18 protein-coding genes and 2 pseudogenes are annotated in these 23,378 nt (G+C 63.3%); 10 read left to right on the forward strand and 10 right to left on the reverse strand.

Annotated features, from left to right (window positions below):
• Positions 1 to 25 precede the first annotated feature (25 nt).
• From ACD578_RS04725 to rpoZ, 4 genes are all read right to left on the reverse strand, one after another.
• On the reverse strand, positions 26 to 730 hold the full coding sequence (locus ACD578_RS04725) for an HAD family hydrolase (RefSeq protein WP_404291322.1): 705 nt from the start codon (positions 728 to 730) through the stop codon (positions 26 to 28).
• Between the two features lie 24 nt (positions 731 to 754).
• Positions 755 to 1,456, reverse strand: a complete 702-nt coding sequence (locus ACD578_RS04730; protein WP_404291324.1) for a gamma-glutamyl-gamma-aminobutyrate hydrolase family protein — start codon at positions 1,454 to 1,456, stop codon at positions 755 to 757.
• A gap of 8 nt (positions 1,457 to 1,464) precedes the next feature.
• Positions 1,465 to 3,636, reverse strand: a complete 2,172-nt coding sequence (locus ACD578_RS04735; RefSeq protein WP_404291326.1) for a RelA/SpoT family protein — start codon at positions 3,634 to 3,636, stop codon at positions 1,465 to 1,467.
• A 184-nt stretch (positions 3,637 to 3,820) separates the two neighbouring features.
• Entirely contained in the window at positions 3,821 to 4,228 is a 408-nt protein-coding gene (gene rpoZ, locus ACD578_RS04740; protein WP_404291328.1) for a DNA-directed RNA polymerase subunit omega, read from the reverse strand.
• Positions 4,229 to 4,637: 409 nt separating this feature from the next.
• Here rpoZ and fabD point away from each other — a divergent pair, with 409 nt between their 5' ends.
• The 7 genes and pseudogenes from fabD to gmk all read left to right on the forward strand — a co-directional run bounded on the left by fabD (position 4,638) and on the right by gmk (position 11,345).
• On the forward strand, positions 4,638 to 5,585 hold the full coding sequence (fabD, locus tag ACD578_RS04745; protein ID WP_404291330.1) for an ACP S-malonyltransferase: 948 nt from the start codon (positions 4,638 to 4,640) through the stop codon (positions 5,583 to 5,585).
• A 12-nt stretch (positions 5,586 to 5,597) separates the two neighbouring features.
• A complete protein-coding gene (gene fabG / locus ACD578_RS04750) occupies positions 5,598 to 6,335 on the forward strand; it encodes a 3-oxoacyl-[acyl-carrier-protein] reductase (protein WP_404291332.1) in 738 nt (245 codons plus the stop codon).
• Between the two features lie 234 nt (positions 6,336 to 6,569).
• Positions 6,570 to 6,806, forward strand: a complete 237-nt coding sequence (locus tag ACD578_RS04755; RefSeq protein ID WP_009764365.1) for an acyl carrier protein — start codon at positions 6,570 to 6,572, stop codon at positions 6,804 to 6,806.
• A gap of 67 nt (positions 6,807 to 6,873) precedes the next feature.
• Positions 6,874 to 8,136, forward strand: a complete 1,263-nt coding sequence (gene fabF, locus ACD578_RS04760) for a beta-ketoacyl-ACP synthase II (RefSeq protein ID WP_404291335.1) — start codon at positions 6,874 to 6,876, stop codon at positions 8,134 to 8,136.
• Positions 8,137 to 8,343: 207 nt separating this feature from the next.
• The gene (gene mltG / locus ACD578_RS04765; protein ID WP_404293701.1) at positions 8,344 to 9,711 is read left to right on the forward strand and encodes an endolytic transglycosylase MltG; all 1,368 of its coding nucleotides are present in this window, start codon (positions 8,344 to 8,346) and stop codon (positions 9,709 to 9,711) included.
• Between the two features lie 93 nt (positions 9,712 to 9,804).
• A pseudogene (locus tag ACD578_RS04770) lies at positions 9,805 to 10,690 on the forward strand (YicC/YloC family endoribonuclease).
• A 4-nt stretch (positions 10,691 to 10,694) separates the two neighbouring features.
• Positions 10,695 to 11,345: a guanylate kinase gene (gene gmk, locus ACD578_RS04775; protein ID WP_404291337.1), complete on the forward strand. Its 651-nt coding sequence runs from the start codon at positions 10,695 to 10,697 to the stop codon at positions 11,343 to 11,345.
• Between the two features lie 24 nt (positions 11,346 to 11,369).
• Here the strand turns inward: gmk and ACD578_RS04780 are convergent, their stop codons facing one another.
• The 6 genes and pseudogenes from ACD578_RS04780 to lptF form a co-directional block, all read right to left on the reverse strand.
• On the reverse strand, positions 11,370 to 12,482 hold the full coding sequence (locus ACD578_RS04780) for a D-alanine--D-alanine ligase family protein (protein ID WP_404291339.1): 1,113 nt from the start codon (positions 12,480 to 12,482) through the stop codon (positions 11,370 to 11,372).
• Positions 12,483 to 12,634: 152 nt separating this feature from the next.
• Entirely contained in the window at positions 12,635 to 13,438 is an 804-nt protein-coding gene (gene rsmA, locus ACD578_RS04785; RefSeq protein ID WP_404291341.1) for a 16S rRNA (adenine(1518)-N(6)/adenine(1519)-N(6))-dimethyltransferase RsmA, read from the reverse strand.
• A 52-nt stretch (positions 13,439 to 13,490) separates the two neighbouring features.
• Positions 13,491 to 14,500: pseudogene (gene pdxA / locus ACD578_RS04790) on the reverse strand (4-hydroxythreonine-4-phosphate dehydrogenase PdxA).
• A gap of 15 nt (positions 14,501 to 14,515) precedes the next feature.
• Complete coding sequence (locus tag ACD578_RS04795) at positions 14,516 to 17,014, reverse strand: LPS-assembly protein LptD (RefSeq protein ID WP_404291343.1); 2,499 nt, start codon at positions 17,012 to 17,014, stop codon at positions 14,516 to 14,518.
• A 35-nt stretch (positions 17,015 to 17,049) separates the two neighbouring features.
• A complete protein-coding gene (lptG, locus tag ACD578_RS04800; RefSeq protein ID WP_152713246.1) occupies positions 17,050 to 18,135 on the reverse strand; it encodes an LPS export ABC transporter permease LptG in 1,086 nt (361 codons plus the stop codon).
• 2 nt (positions 18,136 to 18,137) lie between these two features.
• Positions 18,138 to 19,298, reverse strand: coding sequence for an LPS export ABC transporter permease LptF (gene lptF / locus ACD578_RS04805; protein ID WP_404291345.1), 1,161 nt, complete (start codon positions 19,296 to 19,298; stop codon positions 18,138 to 18,140).
• A 203-nt stretch (positions 19,299 to 19,501) separates the two neighbouring features.
• On the opposite strand from lptF, the gene ACD578_RS04810 reads away from it, so the two are divergent.
• The 3 genes from ACD578_RS04810 (at position 19,502) to ACD578_RS04820 (ending at position 23,375) form a co-directional block, all read left to right on the forward strand.
• Positions 19,502 to 20,995, forward strand: coding sequence for a leucyl aminopeptidase (locus ACD578_RS04810; protein ID WP_404291347.1), 1,494 nt, complete (start codon positions 19,502 to 19,504; stop codon positions 20,993 to 20,995).
• A 65-nt stretch (positions 20,996 to 21,060) separates the two neighbouring features.
• On the forward strand, positions 21,061 to 21,513 hold the full coding sequence (locus tag ACD578_RS04815; protein ID WP_404291349.1) for a DNA polymerase III subunit chi: 453 nt from the start codon (positions 21,061 to 21,063) through the stop codon (positions 21,511 to 21,513).
• 299 nt (positions 21,514 to 21,812) lie between these two features.
• Positions 21,813 to 23,375: a S10 family peptidase gene (locus tag ACD578_RS04820; protein ID WP_404291351.1), complete on the forward strand. Its 1,563-nt coding sequence runs from the start codon at positions 21,813 to 21,815 to the stop codon at positions 23,373 to 23,375.
• The last annotated feature ends 3 nt before the right edge of the window (positions 23,376 to 23,378 follow it).

The raw sequence follows: 23,378 nt of genomic DNA on the forward strand, positions 1-23,378 counted from the left end.
AGGCAAGGGGAAACAGGATGCCTTATCACGAAGAATCCGCAACCTCAGCCAGCCATCTGGGCAGGTCTGCAAGCGACGGCAGTTCCGCGAAGCGCGGATGTTCTGTCGGGAGTGGGGCATCCTCGTGGGCCCAGACGAGATGGTAAGGAATGAGGACGGCATAGCTGCCGGCCTCGAGAGCGGGCAGGACGTCCGAGCGCACGGAGTTTCCGGCCATCGCGGCATGTTCCGGGCCTGCGCCATGCCGCGAGAAGATTCGCGTGTAGGTCTGCGCCTTCTTTTCGCTCACGATCTCGACACCTGAGAAGAAGTTGCCGAGACCCGATGCGGCGAGCTTCGATTCCTGGTGGAAGAGGTCGCCCTTGGTGATCAGGATCAGCTTGTATTGCGCGGAGAGTTCTTCGAGAGCCTCATGGACGCCGGGGAAGGGCTCTACCGGATGCCTCATCATCTCCCGTCCGGCCGCCAAGATTTCGGTAATGACGTGAGTGGGCACTTGGCCTTGGCTGACTGCGAGCGCCGTCTCCAGCATCGAGAGCGTAAAGCCCTTGGCGCCATAGCCGTAGAGGCCGAGATTGCGCTTCTCGGTCGCCTCGATCTCCGCTTCGAGCGTCTCGGCATCGGCGAAATCGGCGAGGAGCTCATTGAAGCGCTGACGCGTCATCCGATAGAAGGTTTCGTTGTGCCAGAGCGTATCGTCGGCATCGAGTCCTAGAACGGAGATGGGCATCCGGAGTCCCTGCCGTGACCGTTTTCAGTGGTTGCTTCGCGTCGCCTGTACAAAGGCGCCGAACAGGCCGTTGCAGGGATGATCTTGCATGGCAAAGGCCTCCGGGTGCCACTGAACGCCAATGGCGAAGCGCCGGCCTGGAATCTCGATGGCTTCGATCACGCCGTCATCCGCCAGGGCCGACGTGAGGGCTCGATCGGACGCCTCGACAACCGCCTCCTGATGGCGGCTGTTCACGTCGAGCCGTGTCGTGCCCAGGATGCGCGACAGCATCGTGCCCGGCACGATCTCGACGGAATGTATGGCATTCCGATTGTCATGGTCGAGGATATGCGGGCCGGCTTTTCGCACCTCATGCACCATTCGCCCGCCGTGAAGGCAGGCGAGCATCTGCATACCGTTGCAGATGCCGAGCACTGGCTTGTCGCGCTCGAGGAAGCCCTGCATGAGCGCCTGCTCGACCTCGAGGCGCTCCGACGACGGATACCGCGATTCGTCACCAGGGATGTACCATTCACGAGGAAACCGGATGCGTCCGCCGACGCTGACGAATCCGTCGAATTCCGCGACGACGCTTTCGACCATATCGGGGAGATAGGGAATCCCGAACGGCATCCCGCCCGCGCGATGCACGGCCGTGAAATAGGTCTTGGGCATCTCGTATCCGCTGCCGCCTGCGGTGGTGTTTTCATCCATGATGACGGCGATGCGGGGCTTACGCGACATTGAGGGTCCTATCCGGTGACGCGGTCGACGCGGCTCACGACGCGTTTGGCGCGCAGCTCCGCGATGATGGCGTTGAGGTGCTTCAGGTCCCACACCGTCAGATCGATGGTCATGTCGGTGAAGTCCTGGGTGCGCCGCTTCATGGAGACATTGTCGATATTGCCGTCATGATCGGCGATCACCTGGGTGATCTGGGCGAGCGATCCGGGCTCGTTGATCGATTGCAGCTTGATCCGCGCGGGAAAGCGCTGCGTGGAGCCCGATTCGAGATCCCAGCGCACATCGATCCAGCGATCGGGCTCGTTGTCGAACGCGGCCAGCGACGGGGATTGAATCGGATAGATCGTGACACCCTCACCGGGAGTGAGAATGCCGACGATGCGGTCTCCCGGCACGGCGCCGCCATCTGAAGCGAAGCGGATCGGCATGTCCTTGTTGAGCCCGCGGACCGGAATGCCGTCCGGATGCTCGCTCGCCGCTTTCTTGCCCGCCCCGTCAGGCTGCCCGCTGCCCTTGCCGTCGGAGCTGGCTCGCCGCTCGTCCAGATAATCGGGATAAACAGCCCGCACCACGTCGCCGGAGAACATTTCGCCCCGGCCCACGGCCGCCAACACGTCCTCGACGGACACCCGGGCCAGACGGGGCAGGGCGCCTTTCAGCTTCTCGTCGGAGAAGGGACGAACGGCCCGCTCAAAGGCGCGCTCCAGGATTTGATGGCCGAGTCCGGTGTATTGCCGGCGCACAGCAGCGCGGGTCGCGCGGCGGATCGAGGCGCGCGCCTTGCCGGTGACCACGAGGGATTCCCAGGCCGCCGGGGGCGTCTGACCCTCGGCGCGGACGATCTCTACCTCGTCGCCATTCTGCAATTCGGTCAGAAGGGGCGACATGCGGCCGTTGATCTTGCAGCCTACCGCCGTGTTGCCGACATCGGTGTGCACCGCATAGGCGAAGTCGATCGGCGTCGCGCCGCGCGGCAGGGCGATGAGGCGCCCCTTGGGCGTGAAGCAGAAGACCTGATCGTGGAAGAGTTCGAGCTTCGTGTGCTCGAGAAACTCTTCCGGATTGTCGCCCTCGGCCAGGAGGTCGATGGTGCGCCGCAGCCATTGATAGGCACGGCTCTCCGTGGCGAGGCGCGAGTTGTCGTTGACGCCTTCCTTGTAGAGGGCGTGGGCGGCGATGCCGTATTCCGCGACCTCGTCCATGTCGTCGGTGCGGATCTGCAGCTCCACGCGCTGGCTGCCGGGGCCGATCACCGTGGTGTGGATCGAGCGGTAATCGTTCTGCTTAGGCGTCGAGATGTAGTCCTTGTAGCGCCCCGGCACCATCGGCCAGCTGGTATGGACGACGCCGAGCGCCCGGTAGCATTCGTCGATGGTGTTCACGATGATCCGGAAGGCGAAGATATCGGACAATTGCTCGAAGGAGACGGATTTTCGCTCCATCTTGCGCCAGATGGAGTAGGGCCGCTTCTGGCGCCCTGTCACCGTCGCCTCGATTCCTTGGGCGCGCAGCTTGGTCGTAAGCGTCCGTTCGATCTCGTCGACGAGCTTCTCGCTCTTGGTGGAGAGTTCGTGCAGGTGACGCTTGATGGCCTCGTAGGCTTCCGGATCGAGGTTCTGGAAGGACAGCTCCTCCAGTTCCTCACGCATCTCCTGGATACCCATGCGTCCGGCGAGCGGGGCATAGATGTCGAGGGTCTCCTCGGCGATGCGCTTGCGCTTGTCCGGCGGCATGAACTGGAGGGTGCGCATGTTATGTAGGCGGTCGGCGAGCTTGACCAGCAGCACCCGCACGTCGTCCGCAACGGCCAGAAGGAGCTTGCGAAAGTTTTCCCCTTGGGCCGCCCGCTTGGAGACGAGATCGAGCCGCTTGATCTTCGTCAGCCCATCGACGAGAGCACCGATCTGAGGGCCGAAGGTCTTGTTGATCTCCTCCAGCGTCGCCTGCGTGTCTTCCACCGTGTCGTGGAGAACCGCCGCCGCGATGGTCGCCTCGTCGAGCTTGAGGTCGGTGAGGATGGCAGCCACTTCGAGGGGATGGCCGAAGAACAGGTCGCCGGATGCGCGCTTCTGGTTGCCATGGGCCATCATGGCGTACACGTAAGCACGGTTGAGAAGCGCCTCATTGGCCGAGGGGTTGTAGCGCTTGACCCGCTCGACGAGTTCATATTGGCGCATCATGCGGCCGCATTCTCCTTTTGGTCCGTTATCTGGCTGAAATCACGAAGTTATCGAAGATATTGTACAACGTCCTCCAACCGCAAGGCGAATAGCTTGCCGCAGGCTGGCTATGCGGGGGCGTGGTTAAGCCGGCCAATAAAAAAAGCCCGGCATCGAGCCGGGCTTTTGAAATCGGTGCGAGCGCCTATTCGCGGTCGTCGTCGTCCGCGCTGCTGCTCGGGGGCACGAGGCCTTCGAGGCCGCGGAGCAGATCGTCTTCGCTCATGCGGTCGAACTGGACGTCCGCATCGTTGTCGCCCCCGGTCGCGGGCGCGGCAGCCGTGTTGCTGAGCATGGGAACGGCTTCGGCCTCCGGCTCGTCCACCTCGACGTATTTCTGCATCGAGTGGATGAGCTGCTCCTTCAGATCGTCGGGAGCAATCGTCTCGTCCGCGATCTCGCGGAGAGCCACGACCGGGTTCTTGTCGCGGTCGCGGTCGATCGTCAGCGGCGAGCCCGACGAAATGAGGCGGGCCCGGTGGCTGGCCAGCAGAACGAGCTCAAACCGGTTGTCGACCTTGTCGATGCAGTCTTCGACGGTCACGCGAGCCATGCGGGGCTCCTTCTTGAGTCATTGAGAATATCGGAAGAGGGACCGGATACACCGGTTGGCAGGAGAAAACAAGAGGAAGCGTTCTCCGGCAGGGACTTAACCTGAAGTGCGTCTGCACACCCCAGTCTCAAATCGCAGCGTCTATATTATGTTGTATTATAACATCATCTAATAGGTGCTCGTTGACAATCTTACGCAAGGGTCTGCATGCGCTGGGATATTCCTTCGAATGGGTCTTGGCCAGGTTGGGCTTCCGACGGAGCGCTGTCGACAGAAGGCTCCTCACTGGGTGGCGGCGTCTCATCTGATAAACAGGTCAAATGCGGGGCTGCGTGCTCTCCGCCTTGACTCCTCGGCTTCCCGGTGCGAGTCCCGCGCGGAATTCGATTAATTGAGGGTTCCGTTCCTGATGAAGCGCGCATTCATTTTCCCCGGTCAGGGGAGCCAGGCGGTCGGAATGGGCAAAGCCCTTGCTGATGCCTTTCCGCAGGCCAAGGCCGTTTTCGACGAGGTGGACGAGGCTCTCTCCCAGAAACTTTCCACCATCATGTGGGAAGGACCGGCGGAGGAACTGACCCTGACGGCCAACACACAGCCGGCCCTGATGGCGGTGAGCCTGGCGGCCATCCGGATCCTGGAGGCTGAGGCCGGCCTTGACCTCAAGAAGCATGCCACCTTCGTCGCCGGCCACTCGCTGGGCGAGTATTCGGCGCTCGCCGCCGCCGGCAGCCTTTCCATCTCCGATACGGCCCGCCTTCTGCGGATTCGTGGCAATGCCATGCAGAATGCCGTTCCGGTGGGGCAGGGCGCCATGGCGGCGCTTCTCGGCCTGGAATACGACGCCGCCCTCGAAGTCGCCCGCGAGGCGGCGCAGGGCGAGGTCTGCGATGCGGCCAACGACAATGGCGGTGCCCAGGTTGTCGTATCGGGCCATAAGGCTGCCGTGGAAAGGGCCGTGGCGATTGCCCAGACCAAGGGCGCGAAGCGCGCCGTGATGCTGGCCGTGTCTGCCCCCTTCCATTGCGCGCTCATGCAACCTGCGGCCGATGCCATGCGCGAGGCCTTAGGCAGCGTGACCGTCATTGCCCCCGCCGTCCCGGTAGTTGCGAACGTGGAAGCTGCGCCCATCACCGACCCGGCGGCGATCCGCGATGCCTTGGTCCGGCAAGTCACCGGCACCGTTCGCTGGCGCGAGAGCGTGGCCCATATGGCCGCCCAGGGCGTTGAAGCATTCTATGAGATCGGCTCAGGTAAGGTCCTGACCGGGCTCGTGAAACGCATTGCGTCCGGCGCCTCGGCCACGGCCATCGGCACCCCTGAGGATGTCGCCGCTTTCAAAGTCTCCCTGAACGGATAAGAGGAGCCCTGCATGTTCGATCTCACCGGCCGCAAGGCTCTCGTCACCGGCGCCACGGGCGGCATCGGCGGCGCAATCGCCCGCGCTCTCCATGCCCAGGGCGCCACCGTCACCCTGTCTGGAACCCGGCGGGCAGCCCTCGACGAACTGGCTTCGTCCCTGGGCGAGCGGGTCCATGTGGTCGAGGCGAATCTGTCGGACAAGGATTCGGTCGAGGCCCTCGTTCCGGCGGCCGAGGCCGCCATGGGTGGGCTCGACATCCTGGTCAACAACGCCGGCGTGACGAAGGACAACCTCTTCATGCGCATGAAGGACGAGGAGTGGGATACGGTCATTGCCGTGAATCTGAGCGCCTCCTTCCGCCTGTCACGGGCCGCCGTGAAGGGCATGATGCGCCGCCGCTATGGCCGTATCGTCAACATCGGCTCGGTCGTGGGATCCACCGGCAATCCGGGGCAGGGCAACTATGCCGCCTCCAAGGCGGGCCTGATCGGCATGACCAAGGCGCTCGCCGCCGAGGTGGCGAGCCGCAACATTACGGTCAACTGCGTCGCTCCGGGCTTTATCGCCTCGCCCATGACTGACGTGCTGAACGAAAAGCAGCGTGAAGGAATTTTGGGCACGATCCCCATGGGGCGGCTCGGCCAGGGCGAGGAAATCGCTTCCTCCGTGGTTTATCTTGCGTCCGGCGAAGCCGCCTACGTGACGGGCCAGACCCTGCACGTAAACGGCGGAATGGCTATGTTCTAAAGGAACTTATCGCCCTTTCGGGAATCTGTTTGCAGGTGTCGTTCACCCCTCGCCAGACAGGATAAGCTTGTGTTAAGCATGATCCCGATCAGGTCAAAGGGGTTGACCGGCGCTTAAAAATGCGGCTTTGCACGGCGCAGGGTAGCCGTTTCAGCGTTGTCAGCTGAACAGCTGATCTAATTTGATTTCTTAACCCGCCCAATTCCTGAGGCGGCAGCCACTGAGGAAAATACGATGAGTGACGTCGCTGATCGCGTGAAGAAGATTGTTGTCGAGCACCTCGGCGTCGAAGCCGACAAGGTGACTGACAATGCCAACTTCATCGACGACCTGGGCGCCGACAGCCTGGATACGGTCGAGCTGGTGATGGCGTTCGAGGAAGAGTTCAACGTCGAGATCCCGGACGACGCGGCTGAGACCATCGTGACGGTCGGCGACGCGATCCGCTTCCTCGAGAAGAACGCAGCCTAAAGCGCTGAAAGGGCGTCGGATGACTCATTCGACGCCCGAATTTTATTGATCGATAGGGCAGGAATTCATGCGCCGGGTAGTTGTTACAGGTCTTGGCATGGTCACCCCGCTGGGCAGCGGGGTCGATGCCACATGGTCCCGCCTCGTCGAGGGGCAAAGCGGCGCCAACAGGATCACGGATTTCCGGGCCGATGACCTGGCCTGCCAGATCGCCTGTCAGATCCCACGCGGCGACGGCTCTAACGGCACCTTCAATGCCGATGAATGGATGGAGCCCAAGGAGCAGCGCAAGGTCGATCCCTTCATCGTCTATGCGATGGCCGCCTCCACCATGGCGCTGCGGGATTCCGGCTGGGAGCCCAAATCCTATGAGGACCAGTGCGCGACCGGCGTGCTGATTGGCTCCGGCATCGGCGGCATCGGCGGCATCTACGAGGCCTCCGCGACCTTGATCGAGCGCGGCCCGCGCCGCATCTCGCCCTTCTTCATCCCCGGCCGTCTCATCAACCTGGCCGGCGGCTACGTGTCCATCGAACATGGCCTGAAGGGTCCCAATCACGCCGTGGTGACCGCCTGCTCCACCGGTTCGCACGCCATCGGAGATGCGGCCCGTCTGATCGCGTTTGGCGATGCGGACGTGATGGTCGCAGGCGGAACGGAATCGCCGATCAACCGGCTGTCCATCGCCGGCTTCGCCGCCTGCCGCGCCCTGTCCACGAATTTCAACGACGATCCGACGCGTGCCTCGCGTCCCTACGACAAGGACCGTGACGGCTTCGTCATGGGCGAGGGCGCCGGTGTCGTCGTGCTCGAAGAGTACGAGCACGCCAAGGCACGCGGCGCCAAGATCTATGCCGAGGTCATCGGATACGGCCTGTCGGGCGATGCCTACCACATCACCTCGCCGTCCGAGGATGGCGACGGCGCCTATCGTTGCATGGCCGCGGCTATCAAGCGCGCCGGTATCGACGTCTCCGAAATCGACTACATCAACGCCCACGGAACCTCGACACCGCTTGGCGACGAGCTGGAGTTGAAGGCCGTCGAGCGCATCATGGGCAATGCGGCGGGCAAGCTCTCCATGTCCTCCACCAAGTCGGCGATCGGCCACCTTCTGGGTGCTGCGGGCGCCGTCGAGGCGATCTTCTCGATCTTGGCCATGCGCGACGGCATCATTCCACCGACCATCAACCTCGACAATCCGTCGGTGGAAACGGCTATCGATCTCGTGCCCAAGCAGGCCAAGCGTAAGGAGATCAACGTGGTTCTGTCGAACTCCTTCGGGTTCGGCGGGACTAACGCTTCGATCATTCTTCGTCGTGTATCCTAGCGCATCGCGCGGAAAAGTGGCCCCGGTTTTCCGCTCAGGGCGATGGGCCGCTTGAGGGATTGAGCATCGGATCGATCCCAAGAGTGGAGTCCACTTTCGGGTCCGAGGCTTCGATTGGCGACGGCACGTTACGGCTTTTCGCCATAATCCCTGTTAGGGTGTCGGCGGACCGGCAGGACCGCCGGCCTATATCAGAAAAGCGGCGTGATGTTCGGACGAAAGAAAAAGATCCTTCTCCCTCCTGCAGACGAATCCGACCACGGATCGGCGCAGCCCCGTCTGTCACCCCGATCTCCAAACGAGGCCATCAAACCATCGATGGCGCCTCCGCCGCCGCCGAAGCTCCGCCGCCGCCGCAGGGGCATGCTGTCGCTCCTGAGCGGCCTGCTGACCCTTTTCGTCGCCCTGGCGATTGCCGGCATCTTCGGCTTCTCGATGCTGCAGCAGGAGGTGACGGCCCAGGGGCCGCTGCAGAGCGACAAGGTCGTGGTCATCCCCCGCAACACCGGCACAGGCGAAATCGCCAACATCCTCAAGGAAGAAGGCGTCATCAATCAGCCGTTGCTGTTCCAGGTCTACGCCCACATCAACCGGCAGCGTGGCCAGCTGAAGGCTGGCGAGTTCCAGTTCAAGGCCGGTACCAGCATTGAGGACGCCATCGACACCCTCATTCAGGGCAAGGCGATCCTGCATACGGTGACGATTCCCGAGGGGCTGACCAGCGAACAGATCATCGCCCGCCTTTATGAGCATGAGATCCTCACCGGCGATGTGACCGACACCCCGCGTGAAGGTTCACTCCTGCCCGATACCTACAAGTTCGAGCGCGGCACGACCCGTCAGCAGATCATCAGCACCATGCAGACGGCCCAACGCCAGGCCATCGAGCAGATCTGGCAGCGCCGTTCCAACGAGCTGCCGATCAAATCGCCGCAGGAACTCGTGATCCTGGCCTCCATCGTGGAGAAGGAGACGGGCCGGGCGGACGAGCGTACCCGTGTGGCAGGCGTCTTCATCAACCGCCTGATGAAGCGGATGAAGCTCCAGTCCGATCCCACCATCGTTTACGGGCTCGTAGGCGGGAAGGGCACCCTGGGGCGCGGTATCCTGCGCAGCGAGATCGAGGCTGCAACGCCTTACAACACCTATGTGGTCGAGGGCCTGCCGCCAGGCCCCATCGCCAATCCGGGTCGCGCCGCGCTCGAGGCGGTGGCCAACCCCTCGCGCACCAAGGATCTCTATTTCGTTGCCGATGGCTCGGGAGGCCATTCCTTCGCCGAGACATATGAGCAGCATCAGCGCAACGTGACCCGCTGGCGGCAGATCGAGAAGAGCCGCCCGGCTCCCGATGCCGCGGATGTGGACCGGGTGGTGCCCGATGCTGAGGATGTCCGCGGCCAGAATGGAACGCCCATGGTGCCGGGATTGCGGGGGACGGCCAGTGCGCTGCCCGCCGCTGGAGGGCGGCCGGGACGCGGCTTCGATGCGAGCGAGGGGACCGATAAGGACCCGCTCAAGAACAAGACCTTCGACCTGAACAATCCGAAGAACGTTCCGGCTCTGCGGCAGCCTTAAGCTGCAGGACGCAATTCTAAATCCTTGTAATCGACTCTTGGATCGGCGCGCATTATGGTCGCGCCGATTTTTCATTCCGTTTGAGGTTAGCGCATGTCCATTGCGAGCATGACCGGCTTTGCCCGCGAGACCGGCGTCACCGGTTCCTATCAATGGGCATGGGAGCTCAAGACAGTGAACGGACGCGGGCTCGAGGTGCGCGTCCGGACGCCCTCCGGCCTCGATGCCATCGGCGAAGAGGCGCGAGGACAGATCCTCAAGGCGCTGACCCGTGGCCAAGGCCAGCTCAACCTCTCTCAGCAAAGCATCGGCCGCTCCCAAGCTGCGCGTGAACCAGGATGTGCTGCAATCGCTGCTCTCGGCCATCGGCGACCTGACCCTCCCGAACAATGTGAAGCCGGCTTCGCTCGATGGTCTGCTGTCCGTGCGCGGCGTGGTCGAGCTCGACGACGATGCCGCCGATCCGTCGCAGGACGAAGGACTTGCGGCGGCTTTGAGAGCGGGGATCGGCATGCTGATCGAGTCTCTCAAGGCGGCACGGCTGAAGGAAGGGCAGGCGCTGGCCGTCGTTCTCGGACAGCAGCTCGATCTCATCTCCCGCCTCGTCGATGAAGCCGAAGCGGCACCGGCCCGTAAGCCTGATGCCATTCGTACCCGTCTGGAAGCGCAGATTGCCGAGCTGCTCGACGGCAAGGCCAATCTCGATCCGGCCCGCCTGCATCAGGAGGCGGTGCTGATTGCGGCCCGTGCCGATATCCGCGAAGAGCTCGACCGGCTGCGCGCCCATGTGGACGCTGCCCGCAGCCTCCTGCAGGAGGGCGGATCGGTCGGCCGGCGTCTCGACTTCCTGGCCCAGGAATTCGGCCGCGAGGCGAATACCCTGTGTGCAAAGGCCAATGATGTATCCCTGTCGCGGATCGGGCTTGAATTGAAGGCCGTGATCGAGCAATTCCGCGAGCAGGTTCAGAACGTGGAGTGATGCGGTGAGCCAAGATGTGAAGCGTCCGGTCGGCCGTCGCGGCCTCATCCTCATCCTGTCCTCGCCGTCCGGCGCCGGGAAAACCACGCTCACACGCAGCCTCGTGGAGGAGCAGGCCGGCGTTCTCTCGGTTTCCGTCACCACGCGCCCCAAGCGCCCGTCCGAGATCGAAGGCCGTCACTATCACTTCATCGACGTGGAAGAGTTCAAGGCGCTGCGCGATCGCGACGAACTCCTGGAATGGGCCGAGGTGCACGGCAATTTCTACGGCACGCCACGCAAGCCCGTGGAGAAGACACTTGCCGCCGGCCAGGACATGATCTTCGACATCGATTACCAGGGCACCCGTCAGGTGCGGCAGAAGCTGCCCGACGATGTGGTGACCGTGTTCGTCCTGCCGCCGAGCTTCAAGGAGTTGAAGGCGCGCCTGGAGCGGCGGGCAGAGGATGCGCCCGAGGTTATCGCCAAACGCCTTGCCAATGCTCGCGTCGAGATGGAGCGCTGGGTCGAGTACGATTATGTGATCGTCAATGAGGACCTCGACCGCTCATTCCAGAGCCTCAAGGCCATTCAGGCTGCCGAACGCCTGAAGCGCGAACGCCTCGTCGGCCTCTCCGACTTCGTGGAGGGATTGCTGGCGGAAAAGATCGACTAGGCCCCGCTGTTGGCCACGTGCCTCTTAGACGAGAGCCAGCGAATTCCGTCGCTGGTGGCGAGCGATGGCGTGGCCGATCAATACCTCCATCAACTCGTTCTGAGGCAGGCCACCGGCCTCCCAGAGCTTGGGATACATGCTGATCGCCGTGAAACCCGGCAGGGTATTCACCTCATTGACGAAGAGCCCGTCTTCATTCTTTGGATCCAGGAAGAAGTCGACGCGGGCCAAGGCCTCGCAGGCCAGAACCTTGAATGTCTCGACAGCAAGCGCCTGGATGCGGCGCGCCTGATCTGGCGAGAGGTCCGCCGGGATGCGCAGGAGCGCGCCGTCCGCGTCGATGTACTTGGCGTCATAGCTGTAGAAGCCGTGACTGCCGGCGGGCACGATTTCGCCCAGTGGCGACGCACGCACCTCGCCGGCGGCATCCTCCAGCACTGAGCATTCGATCTCGCGAGCACCTGTGACGCTGCGCTCCACGAGCACCTTGCCGTCATAACGGAAGGCGCGTTCGCAGGCGCTGTCGAACTCCTTTGCGGACGAGGCGCGGGACACGCCGACGGACGAGCCCATATTGGCCGGCTTGACGAAGAGATCGGGCGTGCCGAGCGCGTCAGCGGCCGCCCGGTAGTCGACACGGGTGCGCGGCGTCAGCGTCAGGAATGGAACCACCGGCAGGCCGCTGTCGCGCAGCAGGCGCTTGGCGATGTCCTTGTCCATCCCGGCGGCGGAGCCCATCACGCCGGAGCCGACATAGGGAACATTGGCGAGTTCGAGAAAGCCCTGGACCGTTCCGTCCTCGCCGTTCGGCCCATGGAGCACCGGAACGACCGCATCGAGGCGCAGGGAACGCGACGGCGCGCCGCCGTTCAGCACGATCGTCTCGCCGCCGCCGCCGGGAAGCAAGGTCACCTGCGGGGCTCCCTCGGGGATCTCCAGGGACTGAGCACCTCTTCCGCCGCCATTGCCGTTGTCGCAGAGGAGCCAGCGTCCGTCCCGGCCGATGCCGATGGGGACGATGTCGTAACGGTCCGGATCGAGCGCCCGCAGGACATTAGCCGCCGACAGCTTCGAGACCTCATGCTCCGCAGAGCGTCCCCCGAACAGAAGTCCGATTGTCTTGCGCGGCTGCGACATGCCCGCTTCCTCCTCTCGCAGCCAAAGGCCGCACATATAAGGCCGATCTTGGAAGAGGCGCGGTTAAGGTCTCATGAAGAGGGGCCGCCCGCGCCGGTCCAGCGGCTCCATATAGGCGAGGATTGCGTGAGGACGAGCGACAGCCGCAAATCTCAGCCCGGCTGCTTTCTCATCTCATCATAGGCATTGGCGAGCGCCACATAGCCTTCCACCGGGATGTTCTCGGCGCGGATCGTTTCCTCGAGCCCCGCCGCACTGATGATCGGGGCAGGGTCCGGAGCGATGGATTTCAGACTTTGGCGCAGCATCTTGCGGCGCTGACCGAAGGCGGCGCGGGTCACGGCCTCCAGGGCGCCGATGCGGCAGGGTAGCGGGTTGGCGCGCGGAATCAGGTGGACCACACTCGAGGTGATCTTCGGCGGCGGCACGAAGGCGGAGGGCGGCACGTCGAAGAGGATGCGCGCCTCCGTCCGCCAGCCGCAGAGAACGCCAAGCCTGCCATAGTTCTTCGGATCGCTCTCGTCCGCCACGATGCGCTCGGCCACCTCGCGCTGGAACATGAGGGTGAGCGACGCCCACCAGGGCGGCCAGGCCTCGCCGGTGAGCCAGCCGGTCAGCAGGGCGGTGCCGACATTGTAGGGCAAATTCGCGATGATGCGGACGATGCCGTCGCCGACCAAAGGGCGCGGGTCGAACTCCAAGGCATCGGCTTCGACAACCTCCAGTCGGCCCGGATAGCGCTCGGCGATTTCGGTGAGCGCGGGCAGGCAGCGGGAATCGCGCTCGATGGCGATCACTTTTTTCGCACCGGCCGCGAGGATCGCGCGGGTCAGGCCGCCCGGTCCGGGGCCGACTTCGATGACCGTCGCGTCTTCGAGAGGTCCCGCGGAGCGGGCAATGCGGCTGGTGAGATTGAGGTCGAACAGGAAGTTCTGGCCGAGCGACTTCTTGGCCATCAGCCCATGTGTGCGCACCACCTCGCGCAAGGGGGAAGGTCGTCGATCTGGCTCATGGGGATCCCAGGCGGGCGGCGAGCCTAAGGGCCGCCATGAGACTGGCGGGGCGGGCGACGCCCTTGCCCGCGATGTCGAAGGCCGTGCCATGGTCAGGCGAGGTCCGCACGAAAGGAAGCCCGAGAGTGACATTCACCGCCTCGTCGAAGGCAATGGTCTTGATCGGGATCAGGGCTTGATCGTGATACATGGCAAGGGCCGCATCGTAGCGGCTCCGGGCACGGGCATGAAACATGGTGTCCGCAGGCAGGGGGCCTGCCACTCGGATACCCTCGGCGCGCAGGATATCGATGGCCGGGACGATGATGGTCTCGTCCTCCGTTCCCATCGCGCCGTTTTCGCCGGCATGAGGGTTGAGCCCTGCGAGGGCGAGCCGTGGATTGGCGATGCCGAACCGCTCCTGCAGCTCCCGAGCGACGATCCGCCCGGTGAGGACGATCAGGTCCGTGGTCAGAGCCGAGGGCACGTCCGAGAGGGGATGTGGACTGTGACAGGGACAACGGCGAGCTGCTCGCTCCAGAGCATCATCACCGGATGGTAGGTTTGGTCGCTACCTTCCGCAGCGAGAGCTGCGAGAAACTCCGTATGCCCCGGATGCCGGAAGCCGGCCTTATAGAGCACATGCTTGGCGATGGGATTTGTCACGACAGCGGCCGCGGAGCCCGCTCGAACGAGCCGTACCGCCGTCTCGATGGCTTCGATGACCGAGGGAGCATTGGCTGCATCGGGCATCCCCGGCTCGGCGGAAACCGGGACGCTCAGCGGAATAACGGGAAGCGTGCTTGAAAAGGCGGATTGGATTTGCTGCGGCTCGACAGGCGCGATGGGAATCGTCCATCCGAATGTGTCGGCGACCCGGGCGAAATGGTCGGGATCGCCGATGACGGCAAAAGGCGGCAGGGCGGCTCGATCCCGCTCGAGCCAAGCCCTCAGGCTGAGTTCTGGCCCGATCCCTGCCGGATCACCTTGGGTAAGCAGGAGAGGGCGTTGGTTTAAACCTGACACCGGGCCGCTGCCCCATCATTCATCGTCAGTGCCGTTCAGGTTCTGACTATATCCCACTTCGCCCAGAGATCTGAACTCGAGGCTGAAGGCGATGGTGTGGTTCTGGTTCTTCTCACCCGAGTTCCGCACCACCTCGCGCGGGGTCACGCTGTAGCTGATCGAGAAGGTCGTGCACTCGTCTATATAGCCCAGCCCGAGGGACATGCCGCTGAGATAGGCGACATTCGCGCTCTGGTCGACGAGCGCTGTTTGCTGACGCACCAGAAGATAGCGATCGAGATCGAGGAGAACCGAGCCGGTCACGTACCAGTTCGGCGAGATGTCCCACCGGGCCGAGCCAAGCAGGCCTTCGCGGCGGAGCGGGAATCCGATGGCCGGCTGAGCCTCGTAGCGGGCATAGGTCAGCGATGTCGACACCGGCAGGTATGGATTGAAATTCGCCCTCAAGCCGGCTTCGATCCTGTTGACGCCGAAGTCTTCCTGGTCGAAGCGCGCACGGGTCACGAAAGCGAAATTCGAATTCGGGGAGATCTGAAAACGACCGACATAATCGGAGGCACGGTCATCAAGCCCTGAGTCCAATCCCACATTGGCGAGATCGCCCTGCCGGAACGAGTTGCGTCCGGCGATCTGATAGGACTGACCGAACAGCACGTTGGCATAGAAATCGTCGGCACCTGTCACGGTGTACTGGACGCCGAGATTGGCACGGACGCCACCCTCGGCCCGGTCATAGCCGGAGAACTTGTCCCAATCGAACAGGGAGGTGTCGTCAAACACGAGGCTCTGGGCGTCCTCGTTGGGGAGGCTGCCGATCCCGGTCTCGTTCGGGCGGGCGATCACCTGCGCGATGGGCTCGAGGATCTGCTTGCCGGAGGTCCCGAGGCTGGCGATGAAGGGATAGCGGTACTCGACGCCGACGGCCGGCATGGCGCGGAAGAGATAATCGTCGTCCGTGTCGATGAAGTTGCCGAGCTGCGCGTTCTGGTACCCGTTGAAATCCGGGGAAATCCAGAACTGGTCGGCCCTGACATAGGCGAAAGGCGTCCAGACCTGACCGATAGGGTCGACGAACTCACGGCGCCAGGACGCGGTGACCGATGCGCGGGAGGTCGAACCGCTGATGCCACGGACGAGGCAGGAGGCGGGATCGAAGATCACGCAGGTCTGGGCCACACCGTAATAGGTCGTATTGGCGATGGACAGAGGATCGTATTGGGCAGCCTGGCGCGACAGGCTCGTCACGTTCACGTCGAGGGCGAACTCGCCGCCGATGGTCGAGGGCGTGAAGCGCTTGTTATAGTCCAGGACCGGAGCGACGATCGGCTGCTGCTTCTGCCATTCGTTGCTGGACAGGGTCTGGAAGTAATAGCCCCTCACATCGAAGAAGGAGCGGTCACCCTGTCCCTGGAGATACAGGGTCGAGATCGATTCCTTGATGTAGTATGCGCTGAGGCTTTCGCTGCGGATCTTGTAGTTCGACAGGAACCACTTGTCCGAGAGCAGGGCAATGTCCCAGCCCCAACGCCAGTTCTGATTGATATAGAACAGGCCGGTCGTCTCGAGCGAGCCGCGGAAGTCGCGGTCGCCGGCCCCGTAAGGAGGTTGGAGGAAGGCGTCGGGCTCCTGCTGCGAGATGCCGGCAGCCCGAACGGTGTACACGCCGTTCTCGAGCCGGTGGCGCCACTCGGCCTGGGCCAGGAGGCCCTGCCGGCTCAGGAAGGTCGGGCTGATCGTCAGGTCATAGTTCGGTGCGATTGCCCAGAAGAACGGGACGGTGGCACCGTAGCCGATTGAGCTGGAATAGATGTAGCGCGGCGACAGGAAGCCCGTCTTGCGCTTGACCGTCGGATCGGGGGTCCAGAAATAGGGCAGGTAGGCGACCGGAATGCCGAGGAGCTCGAGGGTTGCATCCTCGTAATAGATCGTCCGTTCGCTGTTGTTGTGGATGATCTTCGCGGCCTTGACCTGCCAGAGCGGGGGCCGTTCCGGATTGTCCTTGCAGGGTTCGCAGGCCGTATAGGTGCCGCGCTCGAAAACCGTCGTCTCGCCCTCGGCGCGCTCGGCGCGAGGGGCCGAGAAACGGGTCGTGAGGGGACGGCCCTGCTCGACGGTGGTTTGAACCACCCTCAAGGAATCGATGAAACCGTTCTTGAAGTCGTCCGTCAGCTCGAATCGATCGCCCGTGGCGACGGTGCCGCTGGCATCCGTGAGGCGGGCATTGCCTTCGGCGAAGACTCGACCGGTATTCCGGTCGTAGGTGACCCGGTCAGCCTGGAGCGTCCGACCCTGGTAGTTCATCTGGACGTCGCCGGAGGCGGCAATCGTGTTCTTGTCGTTGTCGTAGACGATTTCCTTGGCATCGACCAGAAGCCGGTCCTGGCCCGATCCGGACTGGGCGCGAGCGCCAATGGCCTCGTTCAGGGTTGCCTGGGCAAGCGCCGGCATAGACCCAGCAGCTAATAGCGCCACTGCGACCGCAGACGTTGCGATCGTTGTCTTAAGCCGCCGCATCCCCACTCCTTCGCAAACCTTCTTATCGAGGCCGGTCAGCCGTCCTCTTGGTGCAATAACGCCAAGGTCCCTAACAGACTGCCTACTACAGCCGGGAACCAGGCCGCAACAAGGGAACTGATGATTCCGGACGCGCCAAGCTCCGCCATAAGCTCCGTGGCGACATAAAGCATGAACCCGGCCGCGACGCCACCCAGAACCATTATCGCTACACCGCCAAATCGAAAGAATCTTAACGATACGGATGCGGCCACAAAAACCATGGCGATGAACAAAAGAGGACGGGCCATAAGCAGGTCGTAATGCAGCTGGTAGGTGGTGGTGTTGATATCCGCCTGCTCCATGCGGTTGATTGTCTCTTTGAGATCCCAGAATGGGACCGCATCGGGATCGATGAAGCTCTGTCGAACCTGCGAGGGCTGGAGGCTTGAGGCGATCAGGTAGCGGTCATGGGCCTGGGGCTCCTCGGTGGCCGAGAGGATCCGGGCATCCTTCAATTCCCAGAAGCCCTCATGCAGGGTCGCCTCCTTGGCTTCGACCCGATGGGTGAAGGTTCCCGCTTGATCGAAGGCATAGACCGTGACCCCGTAAAGGGTTGCCGTGTCGGTGGCCGAGCCGTCGCCACGGAAGATGGCCTGTCCGTCCTGGCTCCTCTGGCGGATCCAAATCGGCTTCTCCCGGGTTTGAACGGCCCGGGAAAAAGTCTGTGTTTCCAAGACGGATGCCCGCTGCTTGAGGACGGCCGAGACCGGGTTGTAGACGGTCACGGACACGACGCCGATCAAGAGAGCGATCAAGAGCCCGGGCTGCAGGAATTGCCATGCGGAAATGCCGGCTGCTCTTGCCACCACCAGTTCGAGCTTGCGGCTGAGCTGAAGGAGCGCTGCCATGCTGCCGAACAACACGGCGAACGGCATGACCTGCTCGGCGATGGCCGGTGTGCGGAACAGGGCGAGCTGGGCTATCACCGCGGGCGTTGCGGCAGGCGCGTCGCCCGCCCGGCGCATGAGCTCCACGAAGTCCAGGGTATAGACTAGCGTGAAGACAGTCGCGAAGACCAGGAAAATAGTCTTGATAAACTGTCGCGAGAAATACAGCCCGAGGGTGCGACCGATCAGCATGGTCAGGCCTTCTGAGGTGCTGGGGAGCGCGACGGAAGCAGATTGCGGATCGCCGCATGAAACTTCGCCTGTGCGGATCGCATGGCCGGTCCCTTGAAGATGAACAGCAGGCTGACGAGGATGCCTGCCAGAGGCACGCCATAGACCGCAATCACCGCTGCGGGTGTTCGCGCAACGGCGCTCGATGCGGCAAAGCCGAGAATTCTCAAGAGCACGATCGCAACGACCGCGCTGGCAATGGCGAGACTGCGTCCCTGACGGGTCGTCCGGGCTTCACCAAGGGCGGCAAAGGCGATGACCATCATGGCAAGCGGGTAGAGCCAGGACGACAGTCGATCGTGCAGCTCGGCCCGGAAGCGCCCCCGCTGCTCCTGGTAAAGAAGCTCGTTCTTGTCAGGGAACAGGAGCTGGGTGGTGCTTCGCTCGCGCGGCTTGTAGATGACTTCTCCGCCTTCCTTGTTGAAGGCCGACAGGTCGACCGCGTAGCGCTCGAAGGCCACGATCGACGAATCGCGGCTGTTGGGCTCCTTCCGCTGAACGCTGCCCTTCTGGAGCACGAGATAGGCGTTTCCGCTCTGTTCGACGGTTTGGCCGCGCTCGGCAAGATAGACGATGGCTTTGTCCTTCTCCCGGAGATCTTCCATGAAGATCCCGAGGAGGGCGTCTCCCGAGCGCTCCCGGTAATGGAAGGTGATGCCGTTCTCCAGGGTGATGAACTGCCCTTCCTTGGCCATGGTCCCAACGAAATCCGCCCTGATCTTCGTGAACAGCTGGCGCAGCTCCTGGAAGCTCGCGGGCATGAGATAGACCGAGATGATGGCCACGACGGCGCAGACGAAGGCGGCCAGGGCCATGAAGGGCCGCAGGAGGCGCTGCGGCGGCATGCCGCCGGCACTCATGACGATCAGCTCAGAATCGCCGTTCAGCTTGTTCAGGGTATAGAGGGTGGCGAGGAACAGGGCGACCGGAGCGATGACATTGATCAGGGCGGGCAGGGACAAGCCCGTCACCGTGAGGAAGATCAGAAGGGTCTGACCCTTGCCTGTCAGCAGGTCGAGTTCGCGCAGGGCCTGCGTGATCCAGATCACGCCCGTCAGAGCGACGAGGCATGCGGCGAAGGCATTGAAAGTGTTTTTCAGGATGTAGCGTTCGAGAAGTGTCATAAAGCCCTTCGCCCCCGGGCGGTGGAGCCCTGGGTATCGTGTCACATGATCTCAGGCAAGACGGCTGTTTTCAACAGCCTGGAATTGCGCCGATTTCACGGCGGCTTCCCCGTGCCATAACCCGCCATATGATATATGTCCCAATCGTCAGCGTCGCAGCCGGCTCGAAGACCGGCGATGTGCATCACAACAAAGAGGATTTCATGGCCGACAGCTTCAAGATCGACTTCCAGGTCCATGCCAAGGTCGAATCCGGCGATCTCATCGTCTTCGTCGGGGAGAATCTCAAGCCCACGGCGGCGGTTGCCAAGCAGCTGGGCCCGAAAGCCGTGGATCTCATCGCCAAGGCGGCGGCGGCGGAGAATTTCAAGGGCAAGGCGAAGTCCGCCATGTCCATCGTCGTTCCCTCCAGCCTGTCGGTCGACAGGCTGCTCGTGATCGGCGTAGGCGGCGAGAAAGATCGGACCAATGTCGATTTCGTCCAGCTGGGCGGCCTGATTGCCGGGAAGGTGAACGGCAAGCTCGCGACGGTGGTGCTGGATCTGCCCGAGATCGAGGTCACGCCGGACGCTGTCGCCGACATCGCGCTCGGCGTCCAGCTGCGCCGCTACAGCTTCGACCGCTACAAGACCAAGAAGGACGACAACGACGCCAAGAATGGCGGCCGCCTCGTTCTCAGCGTGGCGGATCCCGCCGCGGTCAAGAAGATCTACAAGGCTCGCGAGGGCATCCAGCAGGGCGTCATCATCGCCCGCGACCTCGTCAACGAGCCGCCGAATGTTCTCGGTCCCCAGGAATTCGCCGCTCGCGCCCAGGCCCTGAGCAAGCTCGGTGTCGAGGTCGAAATCCTCGACGACAGGGCCATGAAGAAGCTCGGCATGCATGCGCTTCTCGGCGTGGCGCAGGGCTCCGTGCGCGGCGGACGGGTTGCCATCATGCGCTGGAACGGCGGCAGGGCCAACGACAAGCCCATCGCCTTCATCGGCAAGGGCGTGGTGTTCGATTCCGGCGGCATCTCCATCAAGCCGGGCGCCGGCATGGAGGACATGAAGGGCGACATGGCGGGCGCCGCCTGCGTCGTCGGCCTCATGCATGCGCTCGCGAGCCGCAAGGCCAAGGCCAACGTGGTGGGCGCCATCGGTCTCGTCGAGAACATGCCGGACGGCAATGCCCAGCGTCCCGGCGACATCGTCACCACCATGTCGGGCCAGACCATCGAGATCATCAACACGGATGCCGAAGGACGCCTCGTGCTGGCTGACGTGCTCTGGTACGTGCAGGACCGCTTCAAGCCGAAGTTCATGATCGATCTCGCGACCCTTACCGGCGCGATCCTCGTCGCCCTGGCGCAGGAATATGCGGGCCTCTTCTCGAACAACGACGAGCTGGCCGAGCGCCTGACGGCCGCCGGCAAAGCGACGGGCGAACGCGTGTGGCGCATGCCGCTGGGCCCGGAATTCGACAAGATGATCGAATCCCGGTTCGCCGACATGAAGAACGCGGCCGGCCGTTTCGGCGGCTCGAGCACGGCCGCGGCGCTGCTCCAGCGTTTCGTCAACGACGTGCCATGGGCGCATCTCGACATCGCTGGCACCGCCATGGGCTCGCCGCAAAACGAGATCAACAAGGGCTGGAGCTCCGGCTGGGGCGTGCGCCTTCTCGACCGTCTTGTGCGCGACCATTACGAGGCTCGATGATGAGAGCGGAAAAGGGCCTCGCACGCAGTGCAACCCTTTGCGGTCGCAAGGGATTGTGATCATCGATGACCGAGGTCCTTTTCTATCACCTCCAGCATCAGCCGCTCGAGTCCGTGCTGCCCACGCTCCTGCAGAAGACCCTGGAGCGGGGCTGGCGCGCGGTGGTGCAGGTGACAACTGAAGAGCGCATGTCCGCGCTCGACGATCACCTGTGGACGTTCACCGATGAAAGCTTCCTGCCGCACGGCACGGACCGCGAGGCCCATGCGGCGGACCAGCCGATTCTCATCACCCTGTCCGGCGACAACGCCAACGGCGCCTCGATCCGCTTCCTCTTGGAAGGCGCCGATCTGCCGGGTGACATCGCCTCCTACGAGCGGCTCGCGATCCTGTTCGACGGCAACGACATCCAGGCTCTCGCCTTCGCCCGCGATCAATGGCGGGCGGTGAAGGAGGGTGGCCACGACGCGACCTATTGGCAGCAGGACGAGCGCGGACGTTGGCAGCGGAAGGCGTGATCGCGTTCACAGGACTGCACGCTGGATAGCCCTTTCCTAATGGGTTGGCCGCCTCCTCGTCATGGCCGGGCCTGTCCCGGCCATGACGAGGATATGAAGCGCAGCGCTTTTCGGATCGGGATCACCGGCACAAGGCCCGTGACGACGAAGGTGCTGAATGTCCGCCCAGACCCTCGGGATGAGGGTTGAGATTGATACAAGGCGCCCGGACACGAACTCTTCATCGCCTCGGAACTTGCAACGGGAGGGATGCTCTCCAGTTTCAGGAAGGCCAAAAGGATGTCCTGATGAAACGAGCGATGCGCCTTCCTCTGTATGCTGTTCTTGCCCTGTCTCTGGCGATGCCTCTTGGGGCCGGAGCACAGGAGCAGGCGGGCAATCGGGAACAGCCACCTCAAGGTCAGCAGCAGGAGGCGCGCCGGCCCCGGCCTGAAGCCAGGGATGCGCAGGCCCTGCCGCCGGAATCGGTGACGCGCCACAGCCTGCAGCTTCCGGGACGGACCCTGTCCTTCACGGCGACCGCAGGCCATCTGGCGCTGACGGATCAGCAGGGCACTCCACAGGCCGAGATCGGGTTTGTCGCCTATACGCGCGACGATGCGGATCCGGTGACCAGGCCGGTCACGTTCGCCGTGAACGGCGGTCCGGGTGCATCCTCCGCCTATCTTCATCTTCTTGCGGTCGGCCCCTGGCTCCTGCCGATGGATGGGTCGACGATCAGCCCCTCGGCTCCGCCGGCCCTCGTGCCCAACGCCGAAACCTGGCTCGACTTCACCGATCTCGTGTTCATCGACCCGCCCGGCACGGGCTACAGCCGCGTGGTCGGCGGCGATCAGGTGCGGGAGCGGTTCTATTCCGTACAGGGCGATATCGACGGGTTGGCGGCTTTCGTCATGCGCTGGCTGAAGGAGAAGAACCGGCTCACCTCGCCGAAATTCTTCGTCGGCGAGAGCTATGGCGGTTTCCGCGGACCCCTGTTGGCGCAGAAGCTGCAGAGCGATCAGGGCGTCGGCTTCAGCGGTCTGGTTCTCGTCTCGCCGGTGTTCGATTTCGATTGGCTCGAGCAGGGAACCGCAGGAGCGCCCTGGACCAACGCGGCGCTCCTTCCGTCCCTTGCCGCGGCGAAACTCTCCCGCACGGGCCCGGTTTCGCGGGACGCGCTCAAGGAGGCGGAGGCTTATGCGTCGGGCGAGTATCTCGTCGATCTCATGCGGGGGCTACAGGACAGGCAGGCCGTCGAACGGGTCAGCCGACGCGTGGCGGAATTGAGCGGGCTCGATCCCGAACTGACGCGTCGCCTTGCGGGGCGCGTCGACATGCGCACCGTTCAAAGAGAGCTCCGGCGCGGATCGTCCGAGATCGTCAGTGCCTACGATACCAATGTGGCCATCGCCGATCCCAATCCGACCTCCCAATCTTCCCGCTTCGAGGATCCGGTGCTCGACGCGATGACGGCGCCCCTGTCGAGCGCGATCATCCATCACCTGACGCATACCCTGAACTACAAGGCTGAGGGGCGCTACAACCTGCTGAACGGATCGATCAACGGCGCATGGCGCTGGGGCGGCGGGCGCAATGGTCCCGAAAACCTCGATGAACTGCGGCAAGCCCTCTCCCTCGACGGCAAGCTGCGTGTGCTCGTCGCCCACGGCTTCACCGATCTGGTGACGCCGTACTACGCTTCACAGCTCCTCTTGAACCAGCTTCCCGAGCTCGGCCCCCAGACGCGTGTGGCTTTGAGTGTTTACGAAGGCGGCCACATGTTCTATTCGCGACAGGCGTCACGGCAGGCCTTCAAGGCCGATGTGCAGCGGCTTTTCGAAGAGGCCCTGCAGGCGAGGGCGGCCGATAACAGGGATTGACGG

This window comes from Microvirga sp. RSM25 (assembly GCF_044784385.1).
Classification (GTDB): domain Bacteria; phylum Pseudomonadota; class Alphaproteobacteria; order Rhizobiales; family Beijerinckiaceae; genus Microvirga; species Microvirga tunisiensis.

What these genes read in the sequence shown, in the direction of transcription:
- ACD578_RS04730 (WP_404291324.1), bottom strand. Translation starts at nt 1,456, where the DNA reads ATGTCGCGTAAGCCCCGCATCGCCGTCATCATGGATGAAAACACCACC.
- ACD578_RS04735 (WP_404291326.1), bottom strand. Translation starts at nt 3,636, where the DNA reads ATGATGCGCCAATATGAACTCGTCGAGCGGGTCAAGCGCTACAACCCC.
- ACD578_RS04780 (WP_404291339.1), bottom strand. Translation starts at nt 12,482, where the DNA reads ATGTCGCAGCCGCGCAAGACAATCGGACTTCTGTTCGGGGGACGCTCT.
- ACD578_RS04820 (WP_404291351.1), top strand. Translation starts at nt 21,813, where the DNA reads ATGCGCCTTCCTCTGTATGCTGTTCTTGCCCTGTCTCTGGCGATGCCT.
- ACD578_RS04795 (WP_404291343.1), bottom strand. Translation starts at nt 17,014, where the DNA reads ATGCGGCGGCTTAAGACAACGATCGCAACGTCTGCGGTCGCAGTGGCG.
- fabF (WP_404291335.1), top strand. Translation starts at nt 6,874, where the DNA reads ATGCGCCGGGTAGTTGTTACAGGTCTTGGCATGGTCACCCCGCTGGGC.
- rsmA (WP_404291341.1), bottom strand. Translation starts at nt 13,438, where the DNA reads ATGGCCAAGAAGTCGCTCGGCCAGAACTTCCTGTTCGACCTCAATCTC.
- rpoZ (WP_404291328.1), bottom strand. Translation starts at nt 4,228, where the DNA reads ATGGCTCGCGTGACCGTCGAAGACTGCATCGACAAGGTCGACAACCGG.
- mltG (WP_404293701.1), top strand. Translation starts at nt 8,344, where the DNA reads ATGTTCGGACGAAAGAAAAAGATCCTTCTCCCTCCTGCAGACGAATCC.
- fabG (WP_404291332.1), top strand. Translation starts at nt 5,598, where the DNA reads ATGTTCGATCTCACCGGCCGCAAGGCTCTCGTCACCGGCGCCACGGGC.
- ACD578_RS04755 (WP_009764365.1), top strand. Translation starts at nt 6,570, where the DNA reads ATGAGTGACGTCGCTGATCGCGTGAAGAAGATTGTTGTCGAGCACCTC.
- lptF (WP_404291345.1), bottom strand. Translation starts at nt 19,298, where the DNA reads ATGACACTTCTCGAACGCTACATCCTGAAAAACACTTTCAATGCCTTC.
- ACD578_RS04810 (WP_404291347.1), top strand. Translation starts at nt 19,502, where the DNA reads ATGGCCGACAGCTTCAAGATCGACTTCCAGGTCCATGCCAAGGTCGAA.
- ACD578_RS04725 (WP_404291322.1), bottom strand. Translation starts at nt 730, where the DNA reads ATGCCCATCTCCGTTCTAGGACTCGATGCCGACGATACGCTCTGGCAC.
- fabD (WP_404291330.1), top strand. Translation starts at nt 4,638, where the DNA reads ATGAAGCGCGCATTCATTTTCCCCGGTCAGGGGAGCCAGGCGGTCGGA.
- lptG (WP_152713246.1), bottom strand. Translation starts at nt 18,135, where the DNA reads ATGCTGATCGGTCGCACCCTCGGGCTGTATTTCTCGCGACAGTTTATC.
- ACD578_RS04815 (WP_404291349.1), top strand. Translation starts at nt 21,061, where the DNA reads ATGACCGAGGTCCTTTTCTATCACCTCCAGCATCAGCCGCTCGAGTCC.